23 protein-coding genes are annotated in these 26405 nt (G+C 48.4%); 6 read left to right on the forward strand and 17 right to left on the reverse strand.

Annotated elements, in window-relative coordinates:
* Nucleotides 1–55: 55 nt before the first annotated feature.
* Complete coding sequence (locus FGI41_RS20405; RefSeq protein ID WP_255298565.1) at nt 56–2152, reverse strand: methyl-accepting chemotaxis protein; 2097 nt, start codon at nt 2150–2152, stop codon at nt 56–58.
* 171 nt (nt 2153–2323) lie between these two features.
* Here FGI41_RS20405 and FGI41_RS20410 point away from each other — a divergent pair, with 171 nt between their 5' ends.
* Nucleotides 2324–5326: a hypothetical protein gene (locus FGI41_RS20410; protein ID WP_139492160.1), complete on the forward strand. Its 3003-nt coding sequence runs from the start codon at nt 2324–2326 to the stop codon at nt 5324–5326.
* 65 nt (nt 5327–5391) lie between these two features.
* On the opposite strand, the gene FGI41_RS20415 is transcribed toward FGI41_RS20410, so the two are convergent.
* From FGI41_RS20415 to FGI41_RS20430, 4 genes are all read right to left on the reverse strand, one after another.
* Nucleotides 5392–6240, reverse strand: coding sequence for an alpha/beta fold hydrolase (locus FGI41_RS20415; protein WP_139492161.1), 849 nt, complete (start codon nt 6238–6240; stop codon nt 5392–5394).
* A 26-nt stretch (nt 6241–6266) separates the two neighbouring features.
* The gene (locus FGI41_RS20420; RefSeq protein WP_139492162.1) at nt 6267–6935 is read right to left on the reverse strand and encodes a hypothetical protein; all 669 of its coding nucleotides are present in this window, start codon (nt 6933–6935) and stop codon (nt 6267–6269) included.
* 189 nt (nt 6936–7124) lie between these two features.
* Nucleotides 7125–8339: an alginate O-acetyltransferase AlgX-related protein gene (locus tag FGI41_RS20425; RefSeq protein WP_139492163.1), complete on the reverse strand. Its 1215-nt coding sequence runs from the start codon at nt 8337–8339 to the stop codon at nt 7125–7127.
* 24 nt (nt 8340–8363) lie between these two features.
* Nucleotides 8364–9737 carry an MBOAT family O-acyltransferase gene (locus FGI41_RS20430; protein WP_139492164.1) on the reverse strand — a complete coding sequence of 458 codons (1374 nt, stop codon included), beginning with the start codon at nt 9735–9737 and terminating at the stop codon, nt 8364–8366.
* A gap of 159 nt (nt 9738–9896) precedes the next feature.
* Here FGI41_RS20430 and FGI41_RS20435 point away from each other — a divergent pair, with 159 nt between their 5' ends.
* Nucleotides 9897–10343, forward strand: a complete 447-nt coding sequence (locus FGI41_RS20435; protein ID WP_139492165.1) for a hypothetical protein — start codon at nt 9897–9899, stop codon at nt 10341–10343.
* A gap of 111 nt (nt 10344–10454) precedes the next feature.
* Here the strand turns inward: FGI41_RS20435 and FGI41_RS20440 are convergent, their stop codons facing one another.
* The 5 genes from FGI41_RS20440 to FGI41_RS20460 all read right to left on the reverse strand — a co-directional run bounded on the left by FGI41_RS20440 (nt 10455) and on the right by FGI41_RS20460 (nt 16141).
* Nucleotides 10455–10835 (reverse strand): VOC family protein, encoded by a 381-nt coding sequence (locus tag FGI41_RS20440; RefSeq protein ID WP_139492166.1) that lies wholly within the window; start codon nt 10833–10835, stop codon nt 10455–10457.
* Between the two features lie 434 nt (nt 10836–11269).
* Nucleotides 11270–12949 (reverse strand): DUF262 domain-containing protein, encoded by a 1680-nt coding sequence (locus FGI41_RS20445; protein ID WP_139492167.1) that lies wholly within the window; start codon nt 12947–12949, stop codon nt 11270–11272.
* 79 nt (nt 12950–13028) lie between these two features.
* The gene (locus FGI41_RS20450; RefSeq protein WP_139492168.1) at nt 13029–13538 is read right to left on the reverse strand and encodes a hypothetical protein; all 510 of its coding nucleotides are present in this window, start codon (nt 13536–13538) and stop codon (nt 13029–13031) included.
* Between the two features lie 188 nt (nt 13539–13726).
* Nucleotides 13727–15190 (reverse strand): 23S rRNA (uracil(1939)-C(5))-methyltransferase RlmD, encoded by a 1464-nt coding sequence (gene rlmD / locus FGI41_RS20455; protein WP_139492169.1) that lies wholly within the window; start codon nt 15188–15190, stop codon nt 13727–13729.
* Between the two features lie 60 nt (nt 15191–15250).
* Nucleotides 15251–16141, reverse strand: coding sequence for a diacylglycerol kinase (locus tag FGI41_RS20460; RefSeq protein WP_139492170.1), 891 nt, complete (start codon nt 16139–16141; stop codon nt 15251–15253).
* A gap of 159 nt (nt 16142–16300) precedes the next feature.
* Here FGI41_RS20460 and FGI41_RS20465 point away from each other — a divergent pair, with 159 nt between their 5' ends.
* Nucleotides 16301–17266, forward strand: coding sequence for an ROK family glucokinase (locus FGI41_RS20465; RefSeq protein WP_139492171.1), 966 nt, complete (start codon nt 16301–16303; stop codon nt 17264–17266).
* 77 nt (nt 17267–17343) lie between these two features.
* Here the strand turns inward: FGI41_RS20465 and FGI41_RS20470 are convergent, their stop codons facing one another.
* The 4 genes from FGI41_RS20470 to FGI41_RS20485 form a co-directional block, all read right to left on the reverse strand.
* Nucleotides 17344–17607: a hypothetical protein gene (locus FGI41_RS20470; protein WP_139492172.1), complete on the reverse strand. Its 264-nt coding sequence runs from the start codon at nt 17605–17607 to the stop codon at nt 17344–17346.
* Nucleotides 17600–18151 (reverse strand): hypothetical protein, encoded by a 552-nt coding sequence (locus FGI41_RS20475; RefSeq protein WP_139492173.1) that lies wholly within the window; start codon nt 18149–18151, stop codon nt 17600–17602. The genes FGI41_RS20470 and FGI41_RS20475 overlap by 8 nt, the downstream gene beginning before the upstream one ends.
* Nucleotides 18152–18222: 71 nt before the next feature.
* Entirely contained in the window at nt 18223–19122 is a 900-nt protein-coding gene (locus tag FGI41_RS20480) for a DMT family transporter (RefSeq protein ID WP_255298566.1), read from the reverse strand.
* A 168-nt stretch (nt 19123–19290) separates the two neighbouring features.
* Nucleotides 19291–20040, reverse strand: coding sequence for a stalk domain-containing protein (locus FGI41_RS20485; RefSeq protein ID WP_139492174.1), 750 nt, complete (start codon nt 20038–20040; stop codon nt 19291–19293).
* Nucleotides 20041–20266: 226 nt separating this feature from the next.
* Between FGI41_RS20485 and FGI41_RS20490 the strand changes: the two genes are divergently transcribed.
* Complete coding sequence (locus FGI41_RS20490) at nt 20267–20941, forward strand: response regulator transcription factor (RefSeq protein WP_139492175.1); 675 nt, start codon at nt 20267–20269, stop codon at nt 20939–20941.
* The gene (locus FGI41_RS20495; RefSeq protein ID WP_255298567.1) at nt 20931–22322 is read left to right on the forward strand and encodes a sensor histidine kinase; all 1392 of its coding nucleotides are present in this window, start codon (nt 20931–20933) and stop codon (nt 22320–22322) included. Before FGI41_RS20490 ends, FGI41_RS20495 begins: the two co-directional genes overlap by 11 nt.
* Before the next feature lie 64 nt (nt 22323–22386).
* On the opposite strand, the gene FGI41_RS20500 is transcribed toward FGI41_RS20495, so the two are convergent.
* On the reverse strand, nt 22387–23571 hold the full coding sequence (locus FGI41_RS20500) for an ABC transporter permease (protein WP_139492176.1): 1185 nt from the start codon (nt 23569–23571) through the stop codon (nt 22387–22389).
* Nucleotides 23568–24299: an ABC transporter ATP-binding protein gene (locus tag FGI41_RS20505; RefSeq protein WP_139492177.1), complete on the reverse strand. Its 732-nt coding sequence runs from the start codon at nt 24297–24299 to the stop codon at nt 23568–23570. The genes FGI41_RS20500 and FGI41_RS20505 overlap by 4 nt, the downstream gene beginning before the upstream one ends.
* A gap of 103 nt (nt 24300–24402) precedes the next feature.
* Here FGI41_RS20505 and FGI41_RS20510 point away from each other — a divergent pair, with 103 nt between their 5' ends.
* Complete coding sequence (locus tag FGI41_RS20510) at nt 24403–25371, forward strand: DMT family transporter (RefSeq protein WP_139492178.1); 969 nt, start codon at nt 24403–24405, stop codon at nt 25369–25371.
* A 144-nt stretch (nt 25372–25515) separates the two neighbouring features.
* On the opposite strand, the gene FGI41_RS20515 is transcribed toward FGI41_RS20510, so the two are convergent.
* Nucleotides 25516–26286, reverse strand: a complete 771-nt coding sequence (locus FGI41_RS20515; protein ID WP_139492179.1) for a sirohydrochlorin chelatase — start codon at nt 26284–26286, stop codon at nt 25516–25518.
* Nucleotides 26287–26405: the final 119 nt, after the last annotated feature.

Raw genomic sequence — 26405 nt, forward strand, 5'->3', positions numbered from 1 at the left:
AACCATACTGCCAAAAACCCCATCCACCACGGACGGGGTTTTCATTTTCTAACCGTTATACCTTAAACTTCGAGATCGTTTCCTGCAGCTCCTCGGCCATTCTGGACAGAGCCAAGGAGGACGCGGTGATTTCCTCCATAGAAGCCAATTGTTCTTCTGCCCCAGAGGAGATGGTCAGTGTTCCTGCTGAGATCTCTTCGGTGACTTTCATAATATGCTCGGAGGCTTTCACCACCTGATCCGTACCGGCTGACAGCTGATCGGCCGCAGTGGATACCTCTTGAATCTGGCTGGCCACTTCATGGACGGACAGATGGATCTGTTCAAAGGAACGTCCCGCCTGATTCACCACTTCAATGCCGGCCACGACCTCCTTCGTACCCGTTTCCATAGACTGCACGGCTGTTGTGGTTTCCACCTGAATCGCCTGAATCAGCTCACCGATCTGGCGGGAAGCCAATGAGGATTCTTCCGCCAGTTTTCTGACCTCATCTGCTACCACGGCAAAGCCTTTTCCATGCTCACCAGCTCTTGCCGCTTCGATCGCAGCGTTGAGGGCAAGCAGATTGGTTTGAGAGGCGATGCTGGTGATGGTGTCCACGATTTGTCCGATCTCTTGGGAACGTACTCCCAGCCCTTTGATGACCGTAGATAATTCGTTGATGGTGGCATGTATATGATTCATCTGTTTCACAGCCAAGGAGATCGATGTATGTCCCTCTTCGGCTGCTTCTGAGGCTTGGACAGCTGTATGAGAAACCTTTTGCGCATTCTCGGCAATGTCTTGAACGCCATTGGACATTTCATGGACGGCCCTGTTACTTTCCGAGGAGCTTAGGACTTGCTGATCCGTACCGACAGCTACTTCCTGTACGATTTCTGTGATTTGCTCGGTAGCTTTCCCTGTCTGTTCGGCACTGGCGGTTAACTCTTCCGCAGAGGTGGCCAACTGCTCTGAATTTTTCCCGAGCTGTACGATGAGATCACGGAGTGTGGTGATGATGGTATTGAAGCTCGCAGCAATCCCTGTCATCTCATCTCGGGTATCGAGCGTAATGGAAATCGTGAGGTCACCGTCTGCAACCAATGCAGAGGCTTCCTGAAATTTGCGTACACTATTCGTCACGGAGTAGAAAAAGCTGATAAAGCCATACAACGCAAGGAAAATCGCTCCAAACGAAATGAGGCGAATATTCGTCCGTCCAGCTTCATTCTCCTCAATCTGGCCTGCTACGGCATCCGTAATAAACTTCTGTTCTGCATCAAACAGCACCAATGCCGTATCCATGGTAACCGTAGTCAGATCGAAATACTGCTTCGCGTCCATCTGATAGGTTGAAGTCTGAATCAGTTCTTTGTCGACCACTTCCAGATAGGAATCGATTTGCTTCCTTGCTGTCTGGTAAGCCTCGTCTAATTCTGCTGAATGACCTTGGGATATCGACATTTCATGATCTAATGTCTGAAGCACCATGACCGTGGTCGAATACAGATTGCTTAACGTTCTTTCTTGCTCAGGCGTAGCCGCCTTTCCTTCTAAAACCGTGGATCCGTGGATCCGTAACTGTCCCAAATTTTCTGTAAGATTCGGTAATGTTTCGACTACGCCTGTGATGACATAGTAGTTCTTTAGTTCTTTTGACAAAAACAGCTTGGTGGCATCACCGGTCTTCGTCATCAGTTCGAGGATGGATGCGATATAGGCTGTATGTTCTGCAATAGCTGTTGCTGATGTTTTCTGCTCAATGCCGTTGACGACAGGTTCCCATTCCCTTTTTAATTTGTCCCAGTCAGGCTTGGTACTCCATTCTGCTCCATGTTCCTGATAGTTCTGATCAATCTTCTTGAGATCTTCTTGAATCTTGGCTTGTATCTCAGTCATCTTACTCGCATAGCTCTTATCCCCATTTAAGTAGGAGCTAGATGCCGCTCTATGCTGCTGAACATCCTTCAGCAAGCCCTTCATCATACTTACATTCTGAAAACCAATCTGCCTCGCACTCAACGCATCAATCTCTTCATTGATCTGCGATATGATTAAAAAGGTTAAAAGAAGAATCGGCAAAAACAAAATCCCACCCATAAGCGAGAATTTTTGCGCAAATCTAAGTTTATTTAAAACAAAAATCCCTGGCTTGAACAAACGCTTCATGTGGCCCTCCTTATGTCTGTTGAGTATAAATGGAAGATGATAGATGATATATTCCCTTACATTATTAAAAATAAACTATAAAACTTCCTATTGTAAGTAAGAAACATGTATTTTTTTACATCATAGTAAAACAATATGTCCAAGAAATACTTTCCGTAAAGGAGCAGGCCAATGGGAAGCTTGATTCAGTTAGAGAATTCGGCGCTAAATACTGTACTTCGGTTCCGCGAAGAGATCAAACGTCAACAAATCTGTATCACCGATGAACTCAACACACCGCTGGGCGCTCTTCTCGTCTCCAAGCTGGAGTGGCCGGTTGGATGGATCCGCTCAGAAGCATCTCACACCAAGAATATCCTGTACCGTGACGTCTTCGACTATTTCAATCCTGGTGGGTACGAAGCCCGCCTTACCGTTAAAAAGGTGCAATTTGTCCAGCCCATAAAGGTATCGCTCTCCACTCCCGATCAGCTGCTCGCTGCTGGCGAGGGGGAACCCGCAGCAACTCTGACGCATGACATTTTTCTGGTTTTTGATCTGGACGTCACGACGAGTACCAATGAAGTGTTTTTCGTGAACCGATTTGCAGGGATTGAGGGTCTGCCCGATCTTCCCGGTCTGCAGCAAACCATTCAGGAACGGGTGGTCTCGCAGTTCAAGCCTTATATCAAAACACCGCTTAATGTGGGAAAAATCAGCGGTCTGGGCGGACAGCCCGGTGTCGCCAATGCCGGGATCGCAGCGGTGGTGAAGAAGAGTGAGGACGGGACTGCCTATTTGCCAGGTGAGTCTACCATTGCCATCCGTATTGAGCTTGGCCCCTATCCGACCAGTACAGATGCTTGGGAAGCCTTCTTCTCCAAGCCACAGGAGAATCTGTTTAAAGCGCAGGGGAAAAATGGCTTTACCCCTGGTGATCGGGGCTGGGTGGTGTTTCTGGCGAAATATTTTATGACACAGAGGGTTGTAAATGAAGTCGAACAAGGCTTGCAGAAGGCAAAGGAGTTCAGACTGCGGGGTGGAATTGCCTCTACTTGGGGCGCGCCGGGCGGACGTTCGATTGTCAATCTGTCCTTCTACGCGACAGCGGTCGATGTCTGCGCGATTTCCTCCCTCGACTTGCGCCTGCAAATCCCTGTTGAATTCTTGATTAAGCCCGATACGTTCCAACAGCATATCAAGGTGAATTACTGGAAATCAGACAGTGATACCGCTGTATGCGCAGCAATCGCGTCGTTAGTCTGGCCCTATGTAGGCGTGAAGCTGGTCGAGTTTGAACAAATGGATTGGCTGGGGTATATCGCCTCTCTTCCATTCAGCACCTTCGTTTTTCTCTCTGTGCTTAACAATATCAATCCCCAAATCCCCTCGACCTCCAAGTGCCAACAGACCTCTAAAGACGAGTTTCTCTGTACAGCCGATTTTGACATGAACGATATACCCACAGAGGGACGTCCACATGTGATGGACTCTCTGGGCAGGGATGACGGTTTTGTGATCCTTGGCGATGTATCTTGGACCGAACAGCTTGGCCGTCAATTCAAGCTGGCATCCATAGGCAAGCTACAGTTTAAGCTCGAAACTCCTTCTTTTGGCACCTGCAATGGGTCAAGCTCCACCACCCTTGCACTGATTAATGAGCATCCTGAGAACTTCCTTACCTATACCGCTACCGTCACCCTGACTTTTAAGGAGGAGGATCTCCCGCCGGACAACCCGACCAAACCAGTCAGTATCAGCAAAACCAACCTCATCCCGCCCTATGTCTGCTCTGTCCGGGTTCGTGATGAAGATGATCCGCTGCATGTGTTCCGGGATCATGTCGCTGTCGTAGACTCTACTTCCTACTATGCCACCATCAAGGTAAGCTTGCCGGTCACTAGTGTTCCACCGGAGTATTTCACGACGGCCCATCGTTATCCATGCCGTCTGCTGATCCATACCTCTGCTGGCACGCGCATGATCACGCTCCCACCGATCGAGCAGGCGAATCAAGGTCAGATGAAAAGCGCCGCGACAGCTGCTTGGGCACAGCGCGTGAGCAATTGCTATGCCAAATCCCAAAGGTACAACCCGAAGTGGATTATCGACCCCAACCCGCTTTTCCGCATACGTCATCTGTGGGAGATCATCGCTACACGCCTTGAACCGGGGGAAAAAGTGATTCTTAGGACCAACCGGGATCTTATCGTCTCTTCCGCTGTTGCCGATCGCCAAGGAAGAGCATTCTTACGGACGATGTTATCACCTCAGGCTTATGACAACCGGCTTCAGTTCGTCCGAGACTCTGGTTCATCTGGCCCCTCTGGTCCCATCGTCCGCCACCATGATCTCAACTCTGATACCGACTCGAAGGATCACCCACCAAAGGGTGATGATTTTGCCTTAATCGATGCGAAACAGACGCAGTTCCTGCTGCGATCCGATCTGAGAACAGGTAAACCGATTCTCGGATATGCACCGTTCATGCTCGAGGACCACCCTGGACTTGTCCTCCTCGATTCTTCGGGTGTCATAGCCTTTGATCTTTCCCAGCCGCAACAGCCGACTGTTTTGGCACAGATGGCGCTCTCTTGCTTTAGCGGTCGCTTTTCCGGGATCACTTCCATGGGCAATCAGATTTTTGTCTGGGGTGAGGCTGGTATCTTGTACCTGGAGCTTGACCCTGAAGCGGGAGCCTTCTCAGTGGAACAACTGTTCCAAGAGCCTGTGACCTCTATGGCCAGCAATGGTCTACAACTGTTCTTCCTCCATCAGGATTATCTGGAGATATGGAATCGTAACCGCCAACACGTGATGACCGTAGCCGCACCACAGGCATTCACTCTTGCTGCGACAACCAGACATCTGCTCATCGGCACACCGAATCAAATAAAAGTCTACGATCTGGGGGAAGCGGATTGTCTGAAAGCTGTCGGTGAACTTCGAGTTGACGGACTAAGCCGCATTCTGGCCCCTACAGTGCTCACGGGCGATGATCATTTTCTCGTAGAAGGAGCGGCACGACGCGGGGTGATTGATGCGACCAATCCAAAGAGCGTCCTGCCAGTAGACAATGCGTGTGATACCGAAGAGTCGTATGACATCCTGCGTTATCACGATCTACTCATCCACGCCGCTGTGGATGGAATGTCCCTCCATGTTTATTCAATAGGAGAGAAAGCATTCGCATAGAATGAAAAAAGAGACACCGACGGCCTGCCCTGCCTGCTTTAGCTGGGTCGTCTGTGTCTTCTTTATTAACCAATCCATTCGACTAACGTGGAATCAAATAAATCCGCTTCCTCCATCATCGGATTATGCCCGCTCTGTTCAAAAATCACCTTCGTCACATGCGGACAGGTACCATCGGCATCAATGGAATTCCACAATGACACTGGGGCAACCAAATAATCATATGCCCCCAACCCGATGAACACCTGCTTGCCAACATCAGGCAAAGACTCTGCCATATTCAACCGCGCAAAAGCCTCTCCCCACAGATGGTCAATAATCGGCATGTTCGTATAGACATCCTGCCACATCGCAGATGCATCAAACGTGTAGTCATAAAAACTATGCGCCCCCATCCGAATGCACATATGAGCAAAGCGCCGCTCTGGATCTGCTTCGATATCAGATGCCAAAAGCGCGATGTCTTTTTCAAACTGGCTTTTTCTTTCGGCACTTGCGGTCTCATCAAAATAGGCGAAGCTTTGCTGCTGACGTTCTTGGCTGTTCGTCGGTGCTGTGTTGAGTAGGACTACCTTTTGTACATAGGCCGGATATTTCTTCGCATATTCCAACGCCATAAAAGCGTGTCCAGAATGACCCAGGATGACGAAGTCCTCAAGCTGAAGCATCTTGCGGATGATCTCGATATCATTCAGAATCCGATCCAATGAATAATCTTCAGGTGTCAACGCACGCGGAGATGGGACAAAGCCTCTGTGATCGATGAAGATGAGCTTTAGCTTTTTCCTCAGCTCTTGCGAGAAAAGCCTCGGATAGTAGACTTCACTGCCGACAACCAGCACAGGGGTGCCTTCCCCTTCGATGCGGTAGGCGAGTGAAAAGCCGTCGATATCGATGATTCCGTTGTTTTTCATCTGATCGGTTCTCCTTTCTTCCTATACTAGGAGCGGGTAGACGACATGGCGTCCAGATAAGCTTTCAATGTTTTCAACGGGTTCCCGATGTTCACTCCCATTACACGCTCTACTTGTTCAGCGGCTTCCACCATCGATAGCTGAGCCACGGAGACCCTCTTCTGTTGATCAGCGACCAGCAACTCTTTTAGGTAGGTGGATACTTCGTCGATATATCTTTGTTTCTTACCCTGCATGATCAGATCAAACGTATTTTCTATCACATGGATTTCAAGCTCACCCATTGTTTTTTGATGCTGGTCAGCATATTCGTGGAGTCTTTTCATCGTGCCTGCGACCGTTGCTGGATTCGTGAACAGAATTGCTTGCGGCTCACTCTGATTGCATATGTCGGCAAAGAATGGCTCATCGATTTTGATAATCGGAATGGTTGTCGACAGCTGTCCTTCCTCCAGCAGCGCAATGTAATTGGTGCACGTGATCAGTATGACATCGACACCTGCCTGAGCGATCCACTCGATCTGCTCGATCACCTTCTGTTGTGCTTTTGTTCGGTTAAACTCTGGATCAGATGCAATCCTGCTCATTAATCCAGGGTCTACAAAATGCACCAATTCCACTTCAGAAGAGCCAATTGCCGTTTGGATATAGTCAATGTTGGAATAGTGGGCATGGAGACAGCCGATTCTCGTCATCTTTGAATGTTCCCCCTGTCTCATTTTTCATTATTTTACCATAACGTCGAATATTGAGGGCTAATTGTGGTTGGCTGTCGTACGAAAAAGTCAGTCAGATCGGCGTAACAAGATAGAAGGCAGACCATACGAAAAGGCTCTATCCCCTTTTGCAGAGAATAGAACCTACTATTATCATACAAGCCGTCCCTATGGCTGTGTCGGAACACGATTAAAGATATACAGCGGCCCGAAAAACAACTCATCATTATACAGCGTAATGACCACATCAAACTCATTCTCCGCGATGAACTCATACACCGAGCGATCCGGATTATGGCGGATATCATAAAACGTCGTCTGCTCAAAATGGTGCCCCAAGTAGAACAAGATCGGATTCGTAAACGAGTCCTTGAGAATCAACGCCCGCAGCTTGTTCGGGCTTTTCTTGTTGACCAACGTAATCTCCCGCTGGTCATACATATATCCTGTCGCATAGTCGATTGGCACGGTTTGTTGATTCAAGCCCGTCGCGTAAAACGCATCTTTGGCAATCAGATTCTTAGAGTCAATCGGTCCTTTATAGATGAGGAAATCCTGATACGAATATGTCGTCGGATCATAATAGCACGGCTGATCTCCATGGTTGGTCACCTGCCCGGCCAATTGCTTGTTCCACGAGCCCATGAACACCCGGTTCACACACCGCAGTGTATAGCGCCCCACATCCGCATCCGCCGCAGCCATATCAGGGAAGTCCTGCGCCAGTGAATCGATCACCGTCCGGTAGCCAAACATCGCCCCTTCTATATTCCAGTGATGATCCGTCTTAAAATAAAGCTCCGGAATCTGCTCACGCGAATAGGCCGTACGCCAGATCGTCTCTCCATCGACGACCTTCACCATGTTCGGGTCAATCTGCGATAAGACATTTGCCTTGTTCTCTTTTCCATACCCACGCGAAACATCTGGTGGTAGGTAATCGGCCAGCATGTTTACCTTCGCGGGCATCACCATAAAGTAATACGGGATCTCGCGCTTGGCAAGCTCCGCACCCAGCTCATTCAAGGCCGTAGCCGTAGCCGTCAATTGTTCGGCAGGCGTCTCCCCCATCGGCCGCTTTATCATCAGACCATCTGGGGTCACATGCGTATTGTTCACAAAAGTCTTCCCCTGTGCCAACTGGAACTTCGTATAGGCTGCCATCCAGTCATCACGGCCGGGGAACTGGTCGGTTACGTATTTTTCATATTCCTTAAACACCTTGCCGGTTGTCAGCCCTTCCACGGTCACGGTCGGTGCCTGTGCCAGTGTACGGTTTTCCCACCATGACGAGGCACGGTCAGGAGTGACCAGCGAAGTGATGCCAAGCCCAAAAATAATCGCGAAAAAACCAACAATCAAAACCGTCTGCGCGTATTTCATCTCATGTCTCACCTCTCGTCTGCCTTAGAATCGGAAGTAGATGAACGGGTTGTACGTCGAATTGACCAGATACATCGTACAGATCAACAGGTAGGTCAGAAGCATCGGCGTCTTCACCCACAGCGACAGACGAAGCCTGTCATACACGGGCGCACACAAGACCACCCCGATGAGCAGAATCCACAGGTTATCACTCAACAGCACCCGCGCCTGACCATCCACCCACGCACTGGCCCCGCCAAACATCGCGCCCAGATACGCCATCGAGTGCCCAAAATCATCCGCACGGAAAAACACCCACCCAATCATCACAGCCAACAGCACGTACACATGCTGAAGCGGCCGCCACCAGCCAGCCAACCGTTTTTCCAGCCCAGCCTTTTCTAAGGAAATCAAAATCCCATAGTAAAAGCCCCAAGCCATAAACGTCCAGCTCGCCCCGTGCCAAAAGCCTGTCAATGTCCAGACGACCAGCAGGTTCCGGTATGCTTTCCACGGAACAACGCGGTTGCCGCCCAGCGGAATATAGACATAATCGCGGAACCAGCTTCCGAGCGAAATATGCCAACGACGCCAGAATTCACTGACCGACCGTGAGATATAGGGAAAGCGGAAATTCTCCTGAAATTCAAAGCCAAACATCTTCGCAAGCCCAATCGCCATGTCACTGTACCCCGAGAAATCGAAGTAGATCTGCATGGTATACGCCGCGATCCCAATCCAAGCGGTCGCCGACGACAGATCCCCTGCCGAAAGCGCAAAAATCTCATCCGCAATCGCCCCCAGCGGGTTTGCCAGCAAGACTTTTTTGGAGAGTCCAAGTAAAAAGCGTTCGATACCACTTACAAATTTTTCGCGTGTATGTGTCCGATGCTGAAACTGCTCTGCCACCTCATGATAGCGGATGATCGGCCCCGCCACTAACTGCGGGAAGAAGGAAAAGTACAAGGTGAGATCAAACACATTCCGCTGCGGCGGCACATGCCTGCGGTATACGTCGATGATGTAGCTCATCGCATGAAACGTGAAAAAGGAAATCCCAATCGGCAGCGCGATGGCCGGAACGGGGATATGCGTGTTCAGAAGGTTGTTGATATTCGTTGCAAAAAAAGCTGCGTATTTGTAAAAGCCGAGGATGCCTAGGTTGGCTAGTATGGCGATGGTGAGTACGCCTTTTCGCCCCTTTTCCGAGGGGGAGCTGTGCAGCCATAGTCCGCATGCGTAGTTGACGACGATGGTGCCGAGCATGAGGAAGACGTAGATCGGCTCGCCCCAGGCGTAGAAGAGCAGACTTGCTAGGAGGAGCATGGTGTTTTTGAGAGATTTGGGGACGATATAGTAGAGTGCAATAATTGCGGGGAGGAAGAGGTAGAGAAAGACGAGATTGCTGAAGACCATAGTGCTTGTTTCTCCTATCTTTGTGTTGGTTCTATGCTAACTGATTCGATGGGAGTTAACAAGTGGGGGAAACCATTGCTATATCTAAGTTATACAGCGAAAAACTCACGCAATAATTCCTACGTATTTTTGCTATACTTCCTTTGAGGAGTGATCTTTTTGCTGGAATCACACGAAACCGTAAATCAAAAGGTATTATTCGCACTTAAGAAGTTACTCTCAAGAGACATCTATCTATTAATAAACGATTCAAGCGAGCGGTCAATAGCGCACCGTCTTGCCGTCTATTTAGAAGAACAATTCCCGGATTGGTGTGTTGATTGCGAGTACAATAGGAATGGTTTGGACAAGAAAATTTTAGATGAATTAAAAACACACACCGGCAGGAAAGGTAGAACGGTATTACCCGATATCGTTATCCATCATCGAGGCACAAAAAATAACTTGCTGGTTATCGAGATTAAAAAGAAGACGTCCCCTAATGATTTTGATCTAAAAAAGCTTCACTTTTATAAAATGCAACAAAACCTTCAATATCAACATGCCCTATATATTGGAATCGGTGTCGGTAACAAATCGGGACAGTTCCTTTTAAAATGGATATAAAATATATAATAGACCAAGCTTCTCAAACACGAAGAAATTCCATCAAGAGTCATCTGTCTTGATGGAATCAACGGCAAGGCTATTTCATGTATAGTTTCGAGTTGAGGGTGTTTATTTCTTTTCCATAACAGCGAAGTAATTTTCTTCATCATCTGCAAAGTTAAATACTCTGCCAGATGGCATTTCTACAATTTCGCCGACTTTGACATTTTTATTGGATAAGTCGCTGTATAATTGATCGAGATTTTCCGTAAAGAACATTAAAGAAGGTGTGCCCAGATTCATATCTGGTGACATCTTAGCAACGAATTCCTTATTGTGCAGAATGATGCTTGTGTCTGCTCCCTTGGTTGGTGCAATTTCAATCCATCTAAATCCTTGACCGTTGTTTTCTTCAGAAATGACAGTGAATCCTACTTTTTCTGTCCAAAAGTTCACTGCCTCGTCTTGGTTATTGACGTACAACATGATTTGACCGAGTTTGCTGATCATAGGCTTTTACGCTCCCTTATATTTAAGTAGATATCAAAACCATTGCTCCTAATCTAGTGCAAAAGACGTTATGATAATTCCTTGATAATTTGCACCTTTCACCCTTTGCATTTCTGCTTGGTGGATCTTGTTTATTGTTTCATCAGCGTTGTTCTCGAAAAGCACGTTTCTCTATAATCTAGAGGAAACCATTACTAATACTACCATAAAAGAGTGAATAGAACCATCCAGTGAACATGTGTATATGTACTACTTGAAATTAGCCAGGCCCATAATAAAAACTCCCAACCTTTCCTTACAGAACATAATGTACAGGTAAGTTTGAGAGTTTACACAGAATATTTTACAGAATCGAACGCAAGTTTGTCTGAGTTTTTTCAAAAGACTCTCTTACTTCACGCACACTTTGAGAAGTCTCGGAAAACTCTGGTGTATTAATCCACTTTCAACTTCCACTCGTTAACTAGCAGTTGTATAAGTTGCTTCTGTCTCACATCTACAATATCAGGTGTCCACTCCCTTTCCTGAATAACTTGAGTTGTTAAAGCAAAATTGGATACACCACTTTTTGTTTGAAAATAAGAGGTTTTTTTCTTTTCAAAGTCATAATTCCGGGCTTGGGAATTTTTCGCCCGTGTTAGTAGTACTAGATTCCCTAATTTATGAACATATTCAGATGGGTTATCGAAGTTTTTCAACCACTCACTATCTTGCTTCGGTGTTTGAGGCAGCACATGTTCAACGGTAATGACTGTATGGTCATAATATGGCTGACCGTTTGTAAGCATTGAATCTAAACGAAGAAGCACATATCTTCTGGCCGTATCTTTTAATTCTGTATACACATCACCCTTTAGCTTTTTTAAAACTTCTTGCTTATCTTCATTTGTTATTTCTAACGTCGAATCTGCCGAGAAAATATTCACTCCTCGATCCATTTCCTTAAGGATTGAAGAATATTTAGACTGTCTCCAGTTGAAATTTTTTCTTAAAATCATACTGATACCCGCAAACGTTTCTAAACGGTGTAGAAAAGATTCCAAATTAGTGTTGTTTTTATGCATGTATAACATAGCAATTGGAATCCAGTCACTATTATCTATTCGGTTTAACAAGCTTAGCATCTTTACTAATCTTGGCTGAGTACTGTAATAAGAACGATAATCTACTAATTTTAAATAAATTTCACTATACGGGATCAATACTTCATCAATGAAACGTTTTCCACTAATTCCTGAAAAAATCTCATTATATTCTTCCTTAGAATTAGCACTTCCCTTGCGCTTCTGAATAACCATCCGTATATGGTCAAATAATTTATTAAATCGATCTCTTCCTAATGAAACCTCAACATTTTCCCATCTATTTGTATAGTCATCTTGCTCGCTCTCAGGTACATCCCCAATCACGCGTGCTTTAAATATATCACTGGTCATCAAATCTAATCCTCGATCATTCAATACAGTAAAAATACGGAATGCCGAGTCAAAATTAGGAGTAGACACTATTACAATATAACAAAGCGTAGCTATAACACCAGGGAGTGTCTTTATGGTCTGCTCATCTAACTCATTAAGCCGATCCATAAAATAAAGCGCATTATCCCGGATCGCCTTTTGACTATCTGTCTTAACCGGTGTATTTTCTTTGATCTTTTGAATCGCACCTTTATCTTGAATATATTGCCTAAAGAAATCATTATCTCGATTTCGCAACCGAAGACGGTATGTATCAGCTATATTCCTGATTTTGCTACCTTTCTGAATAATCATACTCTCAATTTCAACAGCGTATTCCCCGCTTAAATAATCTCGAAGTACAGCCAATAATATTGTTAACGTGGTCAAACGTTGCTGACCATCCAACACCTCTGACATCGGTGTATCTTGTTTCACTAAAACAATGCTCCCCAGAAAATATGGTTCGTCTATATCACTTACATTTTTTTCAGTAATCCCATAATGTTCAATGAATTCTAATACATCATCCAAAAGCTCTCCTGCTTCATCGGTCGTCCAAGAATAAGGTCTCTGAACTGAAGGAATTGTAAATAAGTAATCATCCGAAAATACTTTATGTAATGGTGTTTCTTGAGCAGTTAATGTTGTCTTCATTGCAAGAAGCCCTCCACATTATACATTCAATTAAGAATAAAGTACTAAGAACTCATCTTTGTTACTTAGTCTAATCATTTTACAGTGAGCTTAATCTATTTCTTTCGATTTTTATTGTATTATCTTGGTTCCCTAGCATATCTGCCCTCCCGCTACCATAAATACGTAAATAATGAGAGCCTTTCATAAGTCTAACTGAAAGACGGGGACTTCCTTTATATTCCTGTTTATTTATTTGAACACATTGAATGAACTCATCCCAACTCACAATTGCGATTTCTTGATTATAGTCATTTAATTGTTTTTGACTACAAATTAAAGCGAAAACAACTTTTCCGCTATGTTTCTTTAATTCTTTAATTTCCTCTATTTCAGCTTCCGTAAACGTAAATGCCCATGAAAAGTTCTTCGTTCCAGTCGGTGAAGTATGGTATTTTGAATAGATAATATAATTGTCTTTATTGGTTGTGATTTTGTAAATTTGCCGCTTCTCATTGTCTTTTTCGAATAGTGCGGGTACTAAACCACTATTAATTAATACAGAAAGTAGCGCTCCATAATAGTAATCTGCCTTTCGAAGTGCTCCCATGAATATCACCCCTGATTTATCTAGAGACTAGTTATTTACATTCCGTCTCTTAATAATCAGTATAGCTCATTTTGTTATAATTTGTCGGATAATTGGCAAAATCTTTAAATTGGTACAGCATAATAAAAAAGCATCTGTCTATTGTACAAGCAGATGCTTTTCGTTCCATGTTTAATTTCTTAATTAATTCATTTGATCTTAAAATCCAGCCTCGCCACACTCTCCACATGTCCGGTATTCGGAAACATATCCACCGGCTGCACCTCAACCACCTCATACGCCTCCGCCAACACTTTCAAATCCCTTGCCAGCGTACTCGGATTACAGCTCACATACACAACCTTCTCCGGCTTCATCTGAAGTATCGTGGTCAACAGCGCCTCATCGCACCCTTTCCTCGGCGGGTCCACCACAATCACATCCGCACGTACTCCTTCAAACTTCCAACGCGGCATCACACTCTCCGCCGCACCTACTTCAAAAATCACATTCTCAAACCCGTTGAGCTCCGCATTCCGCTTCGCATCCTCAATCGCTTCCGGCACGATCTCTACGCCGTACACATACTTCGCCTTCTGCGCGAGGAACAGCGAAATCGTTCCGATGCCACAGTACGCGTCGATCACCGACTCATTACCAGTCAGTCCTGCATACTCCAGCGTCTTGCCATACAGCACTTCCGTCTGCTCCGGATTCACCTGATAGAACGAACGCGCCGAGATCGCGAACTTGATCGGCCCGATATAATCGTAGATCACATCGTTGCCCCAGAGTGTTACGGTCTTGTCGCCGAAAATCACGTTGGTCTTGCGGTCGTTGATATTCTGCACGATGCTCTTCACGCCTGGCACCTGTTGGACGATCATCTCGACCAACAGATCTCGTTGCGGGATGAAATCTTCCGTGGTGATGAGCACTACCATGCGCTCGCCTGTTTTGGCACCGACGCGGGAGACGACATGGCGAAGCAGACCTGTGTGCGCCTCCTCGTTGTACGGCTGGATGCCGAGCTTGGACGCGATGCGCTTGACCGCGTTGACGACTTCATCGTTGGCCTCGTGTTGGATTAAGCATTCATCTATATCAATAATGTCGTGCGATTTTTCCGCGTAGAAGCCGCCGACAAGTCCGCCTTCTTCTTCGCCGATCGGGACTTGGGCTTTGTTTCGGTAGCGCCAAGGGTTGTCCATGCCGAGCGTCGGATGCACAGTGATACCGCCCTCGCCTATCTCGAAGCCACCGATGCGGCGGAGGTTGTCGATGACGATCTGTTGTTTATGTACGAGTTGTTCACTGTATGCGAGATGCTGGAGCGAACAGCCACCGCAGCGGTCGTATACCGGACAGGGTGGGGCGACGCGCTGGGCACCTGCTTGGACGATCTCTACCAGGTCAGCGAAGCCGAAGTTTCTTTTGGCGTGCACGACCTTGGCCTTGACCACTTCGGTCGGCAGGGCTTGCGGGACAAACAGGGTGTAGCCATTGTAGCGGCCCACCCCGGCGCCTTCGTGGCTGAGTCCGGTGATCTCCAGCTCAACGATCTGTCCGAGCTGGACCGGGTAGTTTTTCTCTGCTGCAGCTGCTTTGCTTTGTTGTGGTTTTCTATTGGTATTCTTATTTGCATTTCGTTTTTTCGGTTGGGTTTTTGCCACTATATGTTGACTCCTTTTTGGCTTGCTTTGCTTTTTATGATGACAGACGAATTGGTATTATTATGGCACAAAAACTTCGATATGACCCGGCAGGGCGTGGCAGACGCATGGGAGCTGACCGCCGAGCTCACCGTCTAAGTTCAGCTGGACTGTGGCCGCACCTTCTGTGGTCGCTTTGATGTAGTCCGATTGGAAATAGATGATGTTCGGGTCTTTGACATGGTCGCCCTTGAGTGCCATGGTGGCAAGGCGGATGAACTCGGGGAGTGAGGTTTTTTTCAGGACGAGGCAGTCGAACTTGCCGTCGGAGAGGCTGGCTTTGGGTGCAAGCTTGTCGAAGCCGCCGACGGAATGGCTGTTGGCGATGAGGAACAGCATGATCTCGTCGTCGAGCACCACTCCGTCCCGTGTCTCCAGCTTGATGTGGGTCGGGCGGATGAACGGGAGCTTTTCCATGCCTTTGACGTAGTAAGCAAGCTGGCCGATCATGGTTTTGAGCTTGCTTGGGACCTCGTAGGTGAGTTCGGTCATCGAGCCGCCACCCGCGATGTTGATAAAATAACGGTCATTGATCCGGCCCAGATCCACTTTACGGGTATGGCCCTGTGCGATGATCTCGGTGGCGTGTGCAATCGAGCGCGGCAAACCGATGGCACGGGCAAAGTCGTTCGTGGTGCCGGTCGGGATGATGCCGAGCTTGGGGCGGTGTTTCTTTTCGGCCATGCCGTTGACGACCTCGTAGATCGTGCCGTCTCCCCCGGCCGCGATGATTAAGTCGAAGCCGCGGGCCACAGCGCGCTCTGCCTCACGGGTGGCATCGTATTCGCCTTTGGTGGCGTGGCAGGAGGTCTCGTATCCGGCTGCCTCCAAAATATCCAATATATCCGGTAAACGGCGGCGGACTGCTTCTCTCCCCGACGTCGGATTGTAGATCAGGCGTGCTCTTTTCACTCTCTTCCCTTCTTCCGTTCTGTTCGATTTCATCTCTCTACACATGATATCCTGTATCGCCATTTTTGGGAATCAATATGCGAAGGTAATACGATTATGATAAGATAAAGAAATGGAAAATGCACGTGTCAGAAGATCGTGCCAAAGGGGGAGTTTATCGTGACTAAAGATCTGATCGTCGGGGTAGACATCGGGGGAACCGGGATTAAGGTAGCCTTACTGAATACCAACGGAGATATTTTACATAAATCATCGGAGCCGACACCGGTTGCTGCTGGTGAAGATAGCGTGATCAGCAAGATCGTCGAGATGACCAACGGACTTTTGCAAAAAGAAAACGCCTCCATGGAGCGCGTAGTTGGGATCGGAATCGGCGTGCCAGGGCCGGTCGAAGCTGATACTGGAGTTGTTTTGGAAGCGGTTAATCTTCATTGGAAAAACACGCCGCTCAAAGCTAAGGTTGAAGGGCTCACAGGCGTGCCAGCCTACGTCGACAACGATGCCAATGCGGCAGCACTGGGCGAGATGTGGCGCGGAGCCGGTCAAGGTGCAAAAGACCTCGTGGCGGTTACCATCGGGACGGGTGTCGGTGGCGGTGTCATCATTGGCGGTGAAATCGTGCACGGTGTATCTGGAGTCGGCGGCGAGATCGGTCACATGACGATTGTGCCAGAGGGCGGTCCGCAATGTAACTGCGGCAAAACCGGATGCCTCGAAACCCTCTCTTCTGCCACCGCGATCATCCGTGAAGGCGAGCAGGCGGCCCGTTCTGGTGAAAGCACGGCATTAGCGGCGGCACTTGAAGCAAAAGGCAAGCTGACTGCCAAGGATGTATTTGATGCAGCGCTTGCGGGCGACACAGGAGCAGTGGGCGTGGTTGATCGTGCGGCATTCTATCTCGGCTTTGGGATGTCCCATCTGGGCAATGTTCTCAACCCTGCGAAAATCGTCATCGGTGGCGGTGTGTCTGCCGCAGGTGAGTTTTTGTTCAGCCGAATTCGTGAGTCTTTTGATAAGTACACGTGGGCGTATGCGGCTGAGAACTGCGAGATTCTCCCGGCGACGCTTGGGAATGATGCCGGAGTAATCGGTGCGGGCTGGCTGGTTCGCGCGAAAATGGCTTAGAAAAACAAATAAATCCATAGCAAATGAGAAAGTGGCCTCCCTTGTCAGAAAAGGAGAGCCACTTTTTTGTATGTTCGTTAGGTTGGATTTTGTGGAGACGTATGTTTTTGCTTTTCCCAAGGGTGCTTTTTGGCGTAGTAGAGGGGTTTGCCCTCAAACCAGATGGCGGTTATGCGTTTGGGACGGAGGCCTTGGCGGATACGGGCTTTGATGGGTTTGGGGAGGTAGGGCTCACTTGGTCCAAAGATCATACCTGCTCTTTTAGAGTCTTCAATAAGCTGCTCAACCGTTACATTATCGAAGTATTCCTTCATTAACCCCCACTTCACGTGCTTATCCATAATCACTCACCTGCCATTCACTAATATCCTTGATCCAGCTGTCTTCCTTTAAACAATATTGTTTCTCAGTCCGAAAATGTCTCGTTATATTACGGTTTGTCTGCTTTTGATTCGTGTGGAGCACAGGTAACTGCTGCTCTTTCTTATGGACGTATACGAATGTTTTTGCAAGCATGTTAACAGACAGCACTTCTGATATAAAGTCGCAAAAATGGCTGTCTGTATAGTATGGATGCTGTGCCCCAGGCAAACCTAGTTTTTTCAAGTATTGTTGTCTCCAATAAAAAAACTCATCTTGGTTCGCTCTCAAATCCAAATCCAAATACTCCAACCCCGGCACACAAACCCCAACCCGCAGTACCACCGGCTCAGACATCCGGGACTTCGCCTTCATCTCCGCCCAGACCCTGGCCTGCAGCTGTTCCTTATACAGATACACACCATTCCCCAAAAAGTGCTGCTCCCCGCCGGAATACCCGAGCCGCTGTGTCCGCACGATCTCATCCGCAAAGGAACGCACCGTCCCATGATAAAAAACCTCCATGCCCGATACCCCTTCTCCCTCTCACCCTTTCCTTTCATTCTGGCAAAAGACAACGGGGCCTTCAAATAAATTTACCCTCCGACGCTCTCCTGACTTTTCTGTCCCTGCAACCCCACCACGATCATCGCCCCGGCCAGCACGGCGGCTACCCCTAGCCCTTGGATCATGGTCAGCCTCTCTCCGAACAGCATCGCGGAGAATCCAATCGTCAGCAACGGCTCGATCATGCTGATGACCGATGCCCTTGTGCTGCCGACTAGCTTCATCCCTTGAAACAGAGTGAGCATAGACATCATCGTCGAGATCAGGACGATTCCGATCAGTGCCGCCCATGCCTTCCATTCAAATCCCAGTTGCAGACTGTCCGTACTCATCCCCATCATCACCAGCGTAAGTGCCGCGAATGCGGATATATACAGACTCGCTACCATCGGCTGTACCTGCTGCAGCACCCGATTGCTGAAAAACACATAGCCCGCATACACGACAGCAGCGGCACAGGCGTAGAGAATCCCGATCATATTCAGCTCACCAAAATTCGTCCCCATCACCAGCATCAGGCCCAAGATAGATAGAAAAATAGCACCGATTACTTTTTTCGTCAGCTTTTCCCGATCCAGCAGGAAAGCCAAGATTGTCACAAAAATCGGGAACGTATACAACAGCAACGCCACCAGCGAAGCCGGGATGAATTTAACCGCAGTAAAATAACTGATCGATTGCAGCGTATATCCCACCCCGCCAAGCAGGAACAGGGCGAGCAGATGCTTTCGGCTCACGTGAAGATTGGCCCGCTTGCTTTTGAGATAGATAAAAAACAACAGCCCTGCCAAAGCAAACCGCAGACACAACAAAGTCGTTACATCAGCGCCCCCTTGGTAGGCGAACTTGGCGAAAATCGGCATGATCCCAAAGCCAGTCGCCGAAAGCGCCACTAAGAGCACACCAAAATAGTAGGGATTCACGTTCATCACTCCGTCTCTTCCATATGTCCTAGATGGATTGGATTTGGTTGTAGTATACACCCGATCAACCGTTTTTCTCATTATATTTTGAAAAAAATAAAAACAAGCAGCCCTGTCGCGTGCAGGGTGCTTGTTTCATAGTCTTACGCTTAGCTTTTCGGCTCGATTTATCGATTAAATCTCGTCATCGTCCAATTCAATTGTACCGTCGTCAGCATAACCTTCGAACTCGTGCAGTTCATCGTCTTCAGCGCTGTCGATGATGACACCGTGAACATCCGCATCCTCGAATACGTCCCATACATCCTCTGTGACGCTTTCTACGAGCTCTTCGATGTCACTGGTATCCAAATCTTCGAAATCATCTTCGTATTCATCCAGATCGATCTCGATCTCTACATCGATATCGTCCTCATCGCCGCTTACATAAATGCTCCATTCCAGATCGGCGTAATCGGAATAGCTGTCATTGAGATCATCTTCCAGATCGTCGATGTCATCTTCGTAATCATTGTCATCTTCGTCTTCTTCATAATCGGCAATCTCGTCTTCTAAGCTGCGAATCTTAGAATCCTTGTTCGCAATCTCCGCTTTCAACGCAGCAATCTGTGACTCAAGGTTAGCGATACGTGTATCAACCTTATCATTTACCTTAACGGTCGAGGTAGTGCCGTCCCATGCAACGTCCTTGTTAAATACACCTGCCATCATGCGGACAGGAATATAGGTCGTGCCGTTAATCAGGAACGGTTCAATATCTGTCGATACGAGACCACCGTTATACATAACCTTCACGTTATTATATTTTACCTGAACGTTCTTCGTCGCAACTGCCGCATCGGTGCTGGCAGGAGTCATCCCAACCCCGATCAGCGGCAACGTAGCCAACGCGAGTACAGAGAGTATTTTTTTCTTCCCGATCATATGATCATGCCTCCATTTCGATTTGTTCAAGCATTTCCTATCCGTAGAGGATTTCGAATATCGGAAATCCATTTCTTCACCACACCCAATTTTAGTAAAAGAAAGTGAAAAGTTGATGAAAAACGAACCGAAACATGGAACTTCATTTATTTTTCATGAAAATCAGGTAGGATAGGAGAAGACAAGGAGACGGGGAATCAATCGCAGAGGAAGGAGTGTTTCTGTTATGAATATCTTGCTGGCTGAAGACGACCTTCGTTTGGGAGAGTTGATCGCTCACATGCTGAAAAAGAAGGGAGGCTATCAGGTCGAATGGGTGACGGAAGGCGGCGATGTGTACGATTATGCTACACATTCGCACTATGATGTGCTGATTCTGGACTGGATGCTTCCCGGTGAAGAAGGCATACACATTTCCCGGCGTCTGCGTAAGCAAGGATATACGGGAGCGATCATAATGCTGACAGCAAGGGATTCCCTGCAAGACCGGATTTTCGGTCTGGATGCTGGTGCTGATGATTATTTGGTGAAGCCTTTTGAGATCGATGAGCTCCTCGCCCGGTTACGTGCGTTATCCCGCCGGAATTTTGCCCCCTTCCAAGAGCAGATCATCGAAATCCAAAATATCAAAGTCAACCTGACCAACCGTACCGTGTTTCACGGTCAGGAAGAAATCCAGCTAACCCCACGGGAATATCAATTATTAGATCTATTAATCCGAAATAAAGGACAAGTCCTCTCCCGCGAAGTCATCTACGACCGCATCTGGGGATTGGATGCAGAGGTGTCGATTAAGACGATCGATGCGACGATCAAGCTGTTGCGCAAGAAGCTGAAGGGAGACAGTGAAAACGATATTATTCAAAGCATTCGCGGGGTGGGATACAAACTTGATTCGTAATCGCCTGTCATGGCTTCGCAACTGGAGAAAAGATTTATTTGTCCAGACGCAGCATCGGTTGACCTTGCAATACTGTGTGCTGTTGATGATTTTTCTGGCCTTGTTTATTTTCATCGTGTACTTTTTGGTTGATTTCGCGATTTCTTTTGAACAGGAAAGACAGCTGCGGTCCATTACCGATCAGGAAGCCATCCTGATGAGAGACTCGCTTGATGACGGTTTTCTGAGTCCGGAAGAGTTTGATAATCTCAATACGATCCGGCAGAGCGGCAATCAATTCTTTTACTATGTGGTAAGCCCAAGCGGCAAGCTGCTGTTCGGTGATGAATTCATCCATCCGGTCCGGCCAAAGGTGCTGAAGCTCGTCCGTGGCTGGGTCCCTGACAAATCTGAGATTCGCTATGGTACGATCACACCTCCGCTCCCTCCCACCCGGCCTGGAAAACCGGCTCCACAGGTTGCCCGTGACATCCAATTAATGATGGCCGGCCGTGCCATCTATGTGGATAATCAGCTGGTCGGGATCTTTTATACCGGTAAAGAAATTTCCTTTACCACCCAATTGATCCAACGCCTGCTGATCATTCTCGGTTCACTTGGGGTGCTCTTTTTGGGAATTGCCCTGTTGCTCGGCTTTTGGATGTCCAAACGGGCGATGATCCCCATCCGTCAATCCTTCCAGCGCCAGCGGGAGTTTGTCGCGGATGCTTCCCATGAATTACGGACACCGCTCAGTATTTTGCACTCGTCTCTGGATGTGATCGAGATGGAGGAAGGCGATCTCTCCGACTTTTCGCGGAATGTCTTGCTCACGATGAAAGATGAAGTGAGACGGATGACCAAGCTGGTAAGTGACTTACTGACACTGGCCCGTTCTGACTCTGGTCTCCCTGATCTTCAGTATGAGACCTTTGATTTCATCCCGCCTCTCGAACAGCTGCTGCGTTCCACTCAGACTCTAGCTCACTCCAAAACAATCGGGCTGTACCTGAACGCTCCTGTCACGCTCCCGGTATATGGCGACTATGAGAGATTGACGCAGCTGGTCTATATCTTACTGGACAATGCGATCAAATACACGCCAACAGGGGGAGACGTGAATCTGTCCATGTCCATCGAATCCCCTGACAAACACCCCCATCTGTTCATAACCGTCCAAGATACAGGGGTTGGAATCCCCATCGAGGATCAAGAGCGGATCTTTGACCGGTTTTACCGCGTCGATAAAAACAGGTCCAAGCAGATGGGCGGAACCGGTCTGGGTCTGGCCATCGCCAAATGGATTGTGGAGGCCCATCACGGCACCATTAAAGTAACCAGCACTTCAGGCAAAGGAAGTACCTTTACGGTCAAAATTCCAATGACTCCGCAAAAGGGGTAAGAGCAAAAAGCACTCAGGATGTCTAACGAGTCATAGTTGATCCCCATCTCCTGAGTGCTTTTTTCTACTTCACCAACAGATCTTCCCTGCTGAAAAACTTAGCGGCAAGCGTAATCGCAATCAATACATAGATCATCGAGGAGCCAATGGCCATCAGTGCGTGGGCCAGCTGGAGTTCGCCGAAAAAGATCTCTTTGAACACCGCCACCCCGTTAAAAATCGGCAATACATAATACAGCAACGGAATATCGACAGGATTGAGCGGCATCAGCATGTAGGACGGCACCATCGCGACGAAGACGATCGGCGTCAGGTACGTCTGTGATTCTTTAAATGATTTCGCTAACGTACTGATCGCCAGTTCAACCCCAGCGAACATAGCGGACAACAGGATAATCATCAAGAGTAGCGTGATGACAGACGGAACCGTCAAAAAACTGAGGGTAAACGGAGCACTCTGCCCCTCCAGTGTCGTCAGACTAAAAATAATCGATACACTGGTAATCGAAGCCAAGGCGGAGATGCCGCTCATCAGCATGACGGCCATCAGCTTGGCAGTGAGAATGCTGTTGGCAGATACAGGTGCGCTGATCAGGGTCTCAAGCGTCCCCCGCTCCCGTTCCCCGGCGATCAGGTCGGTGGCACAGGCAATTCCCCCTGAGGCAAGCGACAAGATCAGGACAATGGTAAACATGCCGGATAGCAGGCTGCCGGAGATCTTTTCATCACTCGCTACGCTTTCAAACTGAGTCGAGATCGGCTTGATCGTGCTATAGGAAAGTCCCACATGGCGCAGCCGCTGCTGGACAATCGTTTTCTCATATTCTGTAAACGCTTCCTGAATGATCGTCTTGGCAATCTCTGATTTTTGGTTGGACGGGTCATACCAGATGCGGATGTTGGCTGAGTTGCCTTGCAGCAGTGTCTTTTGCAGGTCGCGCGGGATCTCGATGACGGCGCGCACCCCTCCGTCCCGCAGTGATTGGAGCGGGTCTGGGCTCTCCAGCAAGGTAACGCCTCGGGTCTTGCGGATCTGTTGGACAAGCTCATGCTGTGTGTTGCCGATGATGATGAGCGGTATGTATTCATTGGCTTCTTTGCGGATCGCATCCATCGAAGAGCCAAGCAGAGAGACCACAAATGGAATGACGATGATTGGGATGACAAAAGCACCGATCCAGGTTTTCCGGTCGCGGATCAGATCAATAAATTCTTTATGAAAGATCAGCCAGACATGATGAACATTCAATTTCTTTTGCCACCTCCCACCGCTTGGATGAAGATCTCGTCCAGATCATTCGTGCCGTATTGCTCGCGCAGGGCTGGAATCGTCCCTTCAAAAATCATCCCGCCCCGGTGAATGATCACCAGACGGGTACACAGCTTCTCGACCTCGCCCATGTTGTGGCTGGAGAACAGGATCGTCTTGCCTTGGGTGCGCAAATCGAGGATCAGTCGGCGGAATACGCTGGCCGAGCTGATGTCCAAGCCCGTGGTCGGTTCATCAAACAGGATCACGTCAGGGTTGTGGACGAGCGCGCGGGCGATCGCCACCTTTTGTTTCATTCCACGCGAAAAAGCCCCGACGCGGCGGTTCAGATAGTCACCCATCTCAAGCATCCCGCTCAGCTCATCAATGCGGTTTTGCAGGGTCTCTTCTTCAATTCCATACAATCTGCCGAAATAGGCGATATTTTCACGCGCCGTCAGACGTCCGTACAGCTCCACATCGCCGCCGAACAATAGGCCGATGCGCTTGCGTACCTCCATCGGATGCGTGCGGACAGAAAAACCGTCGATACGGATATCCCCCTCGGTCGGTGTCAAGATCGTGGCCATCATCCGCATGGTGGTGGTTTTGCCTGCGCCATTCTCACCCAACAGACCCAGCACCTCGCCGGGATGCACCGTAAAGGAGATGCCTTCGACAGCCGTCACGTCCCTGAAACTTTTTTTGACCGATTCAAGCTCAATCATTCACCACACACTCCTTTCCACTTGCCCAATCAGGGGACAGATGATACGATGTAACGCGTATTTATAACGTGATTAAAAATGAAATCAGTAAGAGGTGACCAACGTGTCAAACAAGCAATCTGGTTTTCAGATGGTGGACCTGTATCTCATTCTGGTCGCCGTCACATGGGGTGTGAATGCAACCATCGTCAAGGTTGGGTTGAATGCTGGCTTTTCCACCTTAACCTTTAATAGTATACGCTTCGTCATCGCCAGCTTGACGAGTATCTTGATTTTAATTGCAGCTCAGCGTGCAAAGAAGTTCAGCTGGAGTGACATTCCCGCCCTGTTCGTGATGGGGCTATTGGGGCACACGCTGTATCAGTACCTGTTTATCGAGGGAACCAATCTGACCACAGCAGGGAATACCGCGATCCTGCTTGCGACCATCCCGATTCACGTGGCATGGGTCAGTATCCTGCTGCGGATCGAACAAGCCCGCTGGTACATCTGGATGGGGCTGGTGCTTTCGTTCTCCGGGATTCTGCTCGTCTTCGGGTCACAGGCTGGTCTATCCTTCCTCTCCTCGGAGCACCTGATCGGTGATTTGCTGGTGGTCGGCGGCGGTCTGTGCATGGGCTTGTATACCGCCCTCTCGAAAAAGTGGCTGTCCAAATACACGCCGCTTGAGTTCTCCACCTATACGATGGTGCTGGGAACGATCCCGATGCTTCTCCTCGCTACCCCGCAGCTCGCTGCACAAGACTACTCTGCGATCACGACGACCGGCTGGCTCTGCCTGATCTTCTCAGCGGTCTTCGCACTTGCGGTCAGCTACTTTATCTGGAACTGGGGTCTGCAAAAGATCGGCAGTACCCGCACCGCAATGTACGGTAACCTCCCGCCTGCTTTTGCCATGATCTCTGGCGTCATCTATCTGCAAGAGAGCATCACGATGTATCAGGTGATCGGTGCGTTACTTATCATCGGCGGGGTCTTGGTGGCCCGCTTCGGCAACCGGATCGGCTCCAAGGATTCTGATCCCGCCATCTCCACACCGGATTCTGCCCCTATCAAAAAAGACGCATCCTAACCAGTATAACAAATTTGTCCATATAAGTCGGCTTATTGACATACAAAAAGGATCTCTCCTGTACAGCACGGGAAGAGATCCTTTTTTGGTTGAACTGATAAACGGATAAACTCAATGGGTTGAGCGCTATGTGATGGCCTTCTGTTAGGAAACGGTCTGAGCCAGCTCGTGGTCGATGACTTCCTGCAGCCATTTGGTGACGTTGGGATGGGGCAGATAGGTTTTGCCGTTGTACACGTAATCGAGCCCTTCCAGACGGCCTGGAATCACGCGCTTGGTGAAATAGCCTTCACTCAGGAACAGCGGCACAACAATCGTGCGGTTCTTGCGGGTGACGGCCTTGGCTCTACAGGACAGGTTGTCCGGATGCATAGTTCCGTAGGTGGCGCCTTTGAAGCCAAATGTTTGGCGCAGGGTCAACGCCATCTTTTGCAGGACTTCTTCCCACTCGCGGTGGTATTTGCCCTCGTCTGCACCGTGTCCGACCAAGAGCAGGACCTCTTCGGCTGGATTCGTGGACAGCTCACGGATGCGCTCCACCAGGATGTCGACGATCAGCGGGTGGTTGTTCATCGGCGGGCAGTAGTGAATCTCCGCACTGGTCTCGATGCGGGTGAACTCTTCATCATCGTGCGGCTCCATCTCGATCTCTTCATAGACACCGAGCAGATAGCCGATCTCATCAATATGTGTACTGCCGGATGACACGAACAGCGGGAGCGCGATGATCTTCTCCACGCCTTGTGCCTCCAGCTCACGAATGCCGTCCTCGATCAGACGACCCTCTACCATCTCTAGAAAACTCATCACAACCGGCACGGATACATGCAGCTTGCTTACCGCATCGTCCACCAACTGAACCCATGAGGCATTGCTGGAACCGTGTCCGATGATCAGGATACCTGTCTTTTTCATCGTATTCCTCACTTCCTACTATTCATATGTAGGTGCTTACTTTATAATAATTATAATTAGCGAAAAAGTCTAGTTTAACATGTGTCTATTTTGTATAACTTTTGTAGATGTTTTAGGTA

This window comes from Brevibacillus dissolubilis, assembly GCF_006170445.1.
Classification (GTDB): domain Bacteria; phylum Bacillota; class Bacilli; order Brevibacillales; family Brevibacillaceae; genus Brevibacillus_B; species Brevibacillus_B dissolubilis.

Coding starts and splice junctions, on each gene's coding strand:
- FGI41_RS20405 (WP_255298565.1), bottom strand. CDS start 2,152: ATGAAGCGTTTGTTCAAGCCAGGGATTTTTGTTTTAAATAAACTTAGA.
- FGI41_RS20410 (WP_139492160.1), top strand. CDS start 2,324: ATGGGAAGCTTGATTCAGTTAGAGAATTCGGCGCTAAATACTGTACTT.
- FGI41_RS20415 (WP_139492161.1), bottom strand. CDS start 6,240: ATGAAAAACAACGGAATCATCGATATCGACGGCTTTTCACTCGCCTAC.
- FGI41_RS20420 (WP_139492162.1), bottom strand. CDS start 6,935: ATGACGAGAATCGGCTGTCTCCATGCCCACTATTCCAACATTGACTAT.
- FGI41_RS20425 (WP_139492163.1), bottom strand. CDS start 8,339: ATGAAATACGCGCAGACGGTTTTGATTGTTGGTTTTTTCGCGATTATT.
- FGI41_RS20430 (WP_139492164.1), bottom strand. CDS start 9,737: ATGGTCTTCAGCAATCTCGTCTTTCTCTACCTCTTCCTCCCCGCAATT.
- FGI41_RS20440 (WP_139492166.1), bottom strand. CDS start 10,835: ATGATCAGCAAACTCGGTCAAATCATGTTGTACGTCAATAACCAAGAC.
- FGI41_RS20445 (WP_139492167.1), bottom strand. CDS start 12,949: ATGAAGACAACATTAACTGCTCAAGAAACACCATTACATAAAGTATTT.
- FGI41_RS20450 (WP_139492168.1), bottom strand. CDS start 13,538: ATGGGAGCACTTCGAAAGGCAGATTACTATTATGGAGCGCTACTTTCT.
- FGI41_RS20470 (WP_139492172.1), bottom strand. CDS start 17,607: ATGGATAAGCACGTGAAGTGGGGGTTAATGAAGGAATACTTCGATAAT.
- FGI41_RS20475 (WP_139492173.1), bottom strand. CDS start 18,151: ATGGAGGTTTTTTATCATGGGACGGTGCGTTCCTTTGCGGATGAGATC.
- FGI41_RS20480 (WP_255298566.1), bottom strand. CDS start 19,122: ATGAACGTGAATCCCTACTATTTTGGTGTGCTCTTAGTGGCGCTTTCG.
- FGI41_RS20485 (WP_139492174.1), bottom strand. CDS start 20,040: ATGATCGGGAAGAAAAAAATACTCTCTGTACTCGCGTTGGCTACGTTG.
- FGI41_RS20490 (WP_139492175.1), top strand. CDS start 20,267: ATGAATATCTTGCTGGCTGAAGACGACCTTCGTTTGGGAGAGTTGATC.
- FGI41_RS20505 (WP_139492177.1), bottom strand. CDS start 24,299: ATGATTGAGCTTGAATCGGTCAAAAAAAGTTTCAGGGACGTGACGGCT.
- FGI41_RS20515 (WP_139492179.1), bottom strand. CDS start 26,286: ATGAAAAAGACAGGTATCCTGATCATCGGACACGGTTCCAGCAATGCC.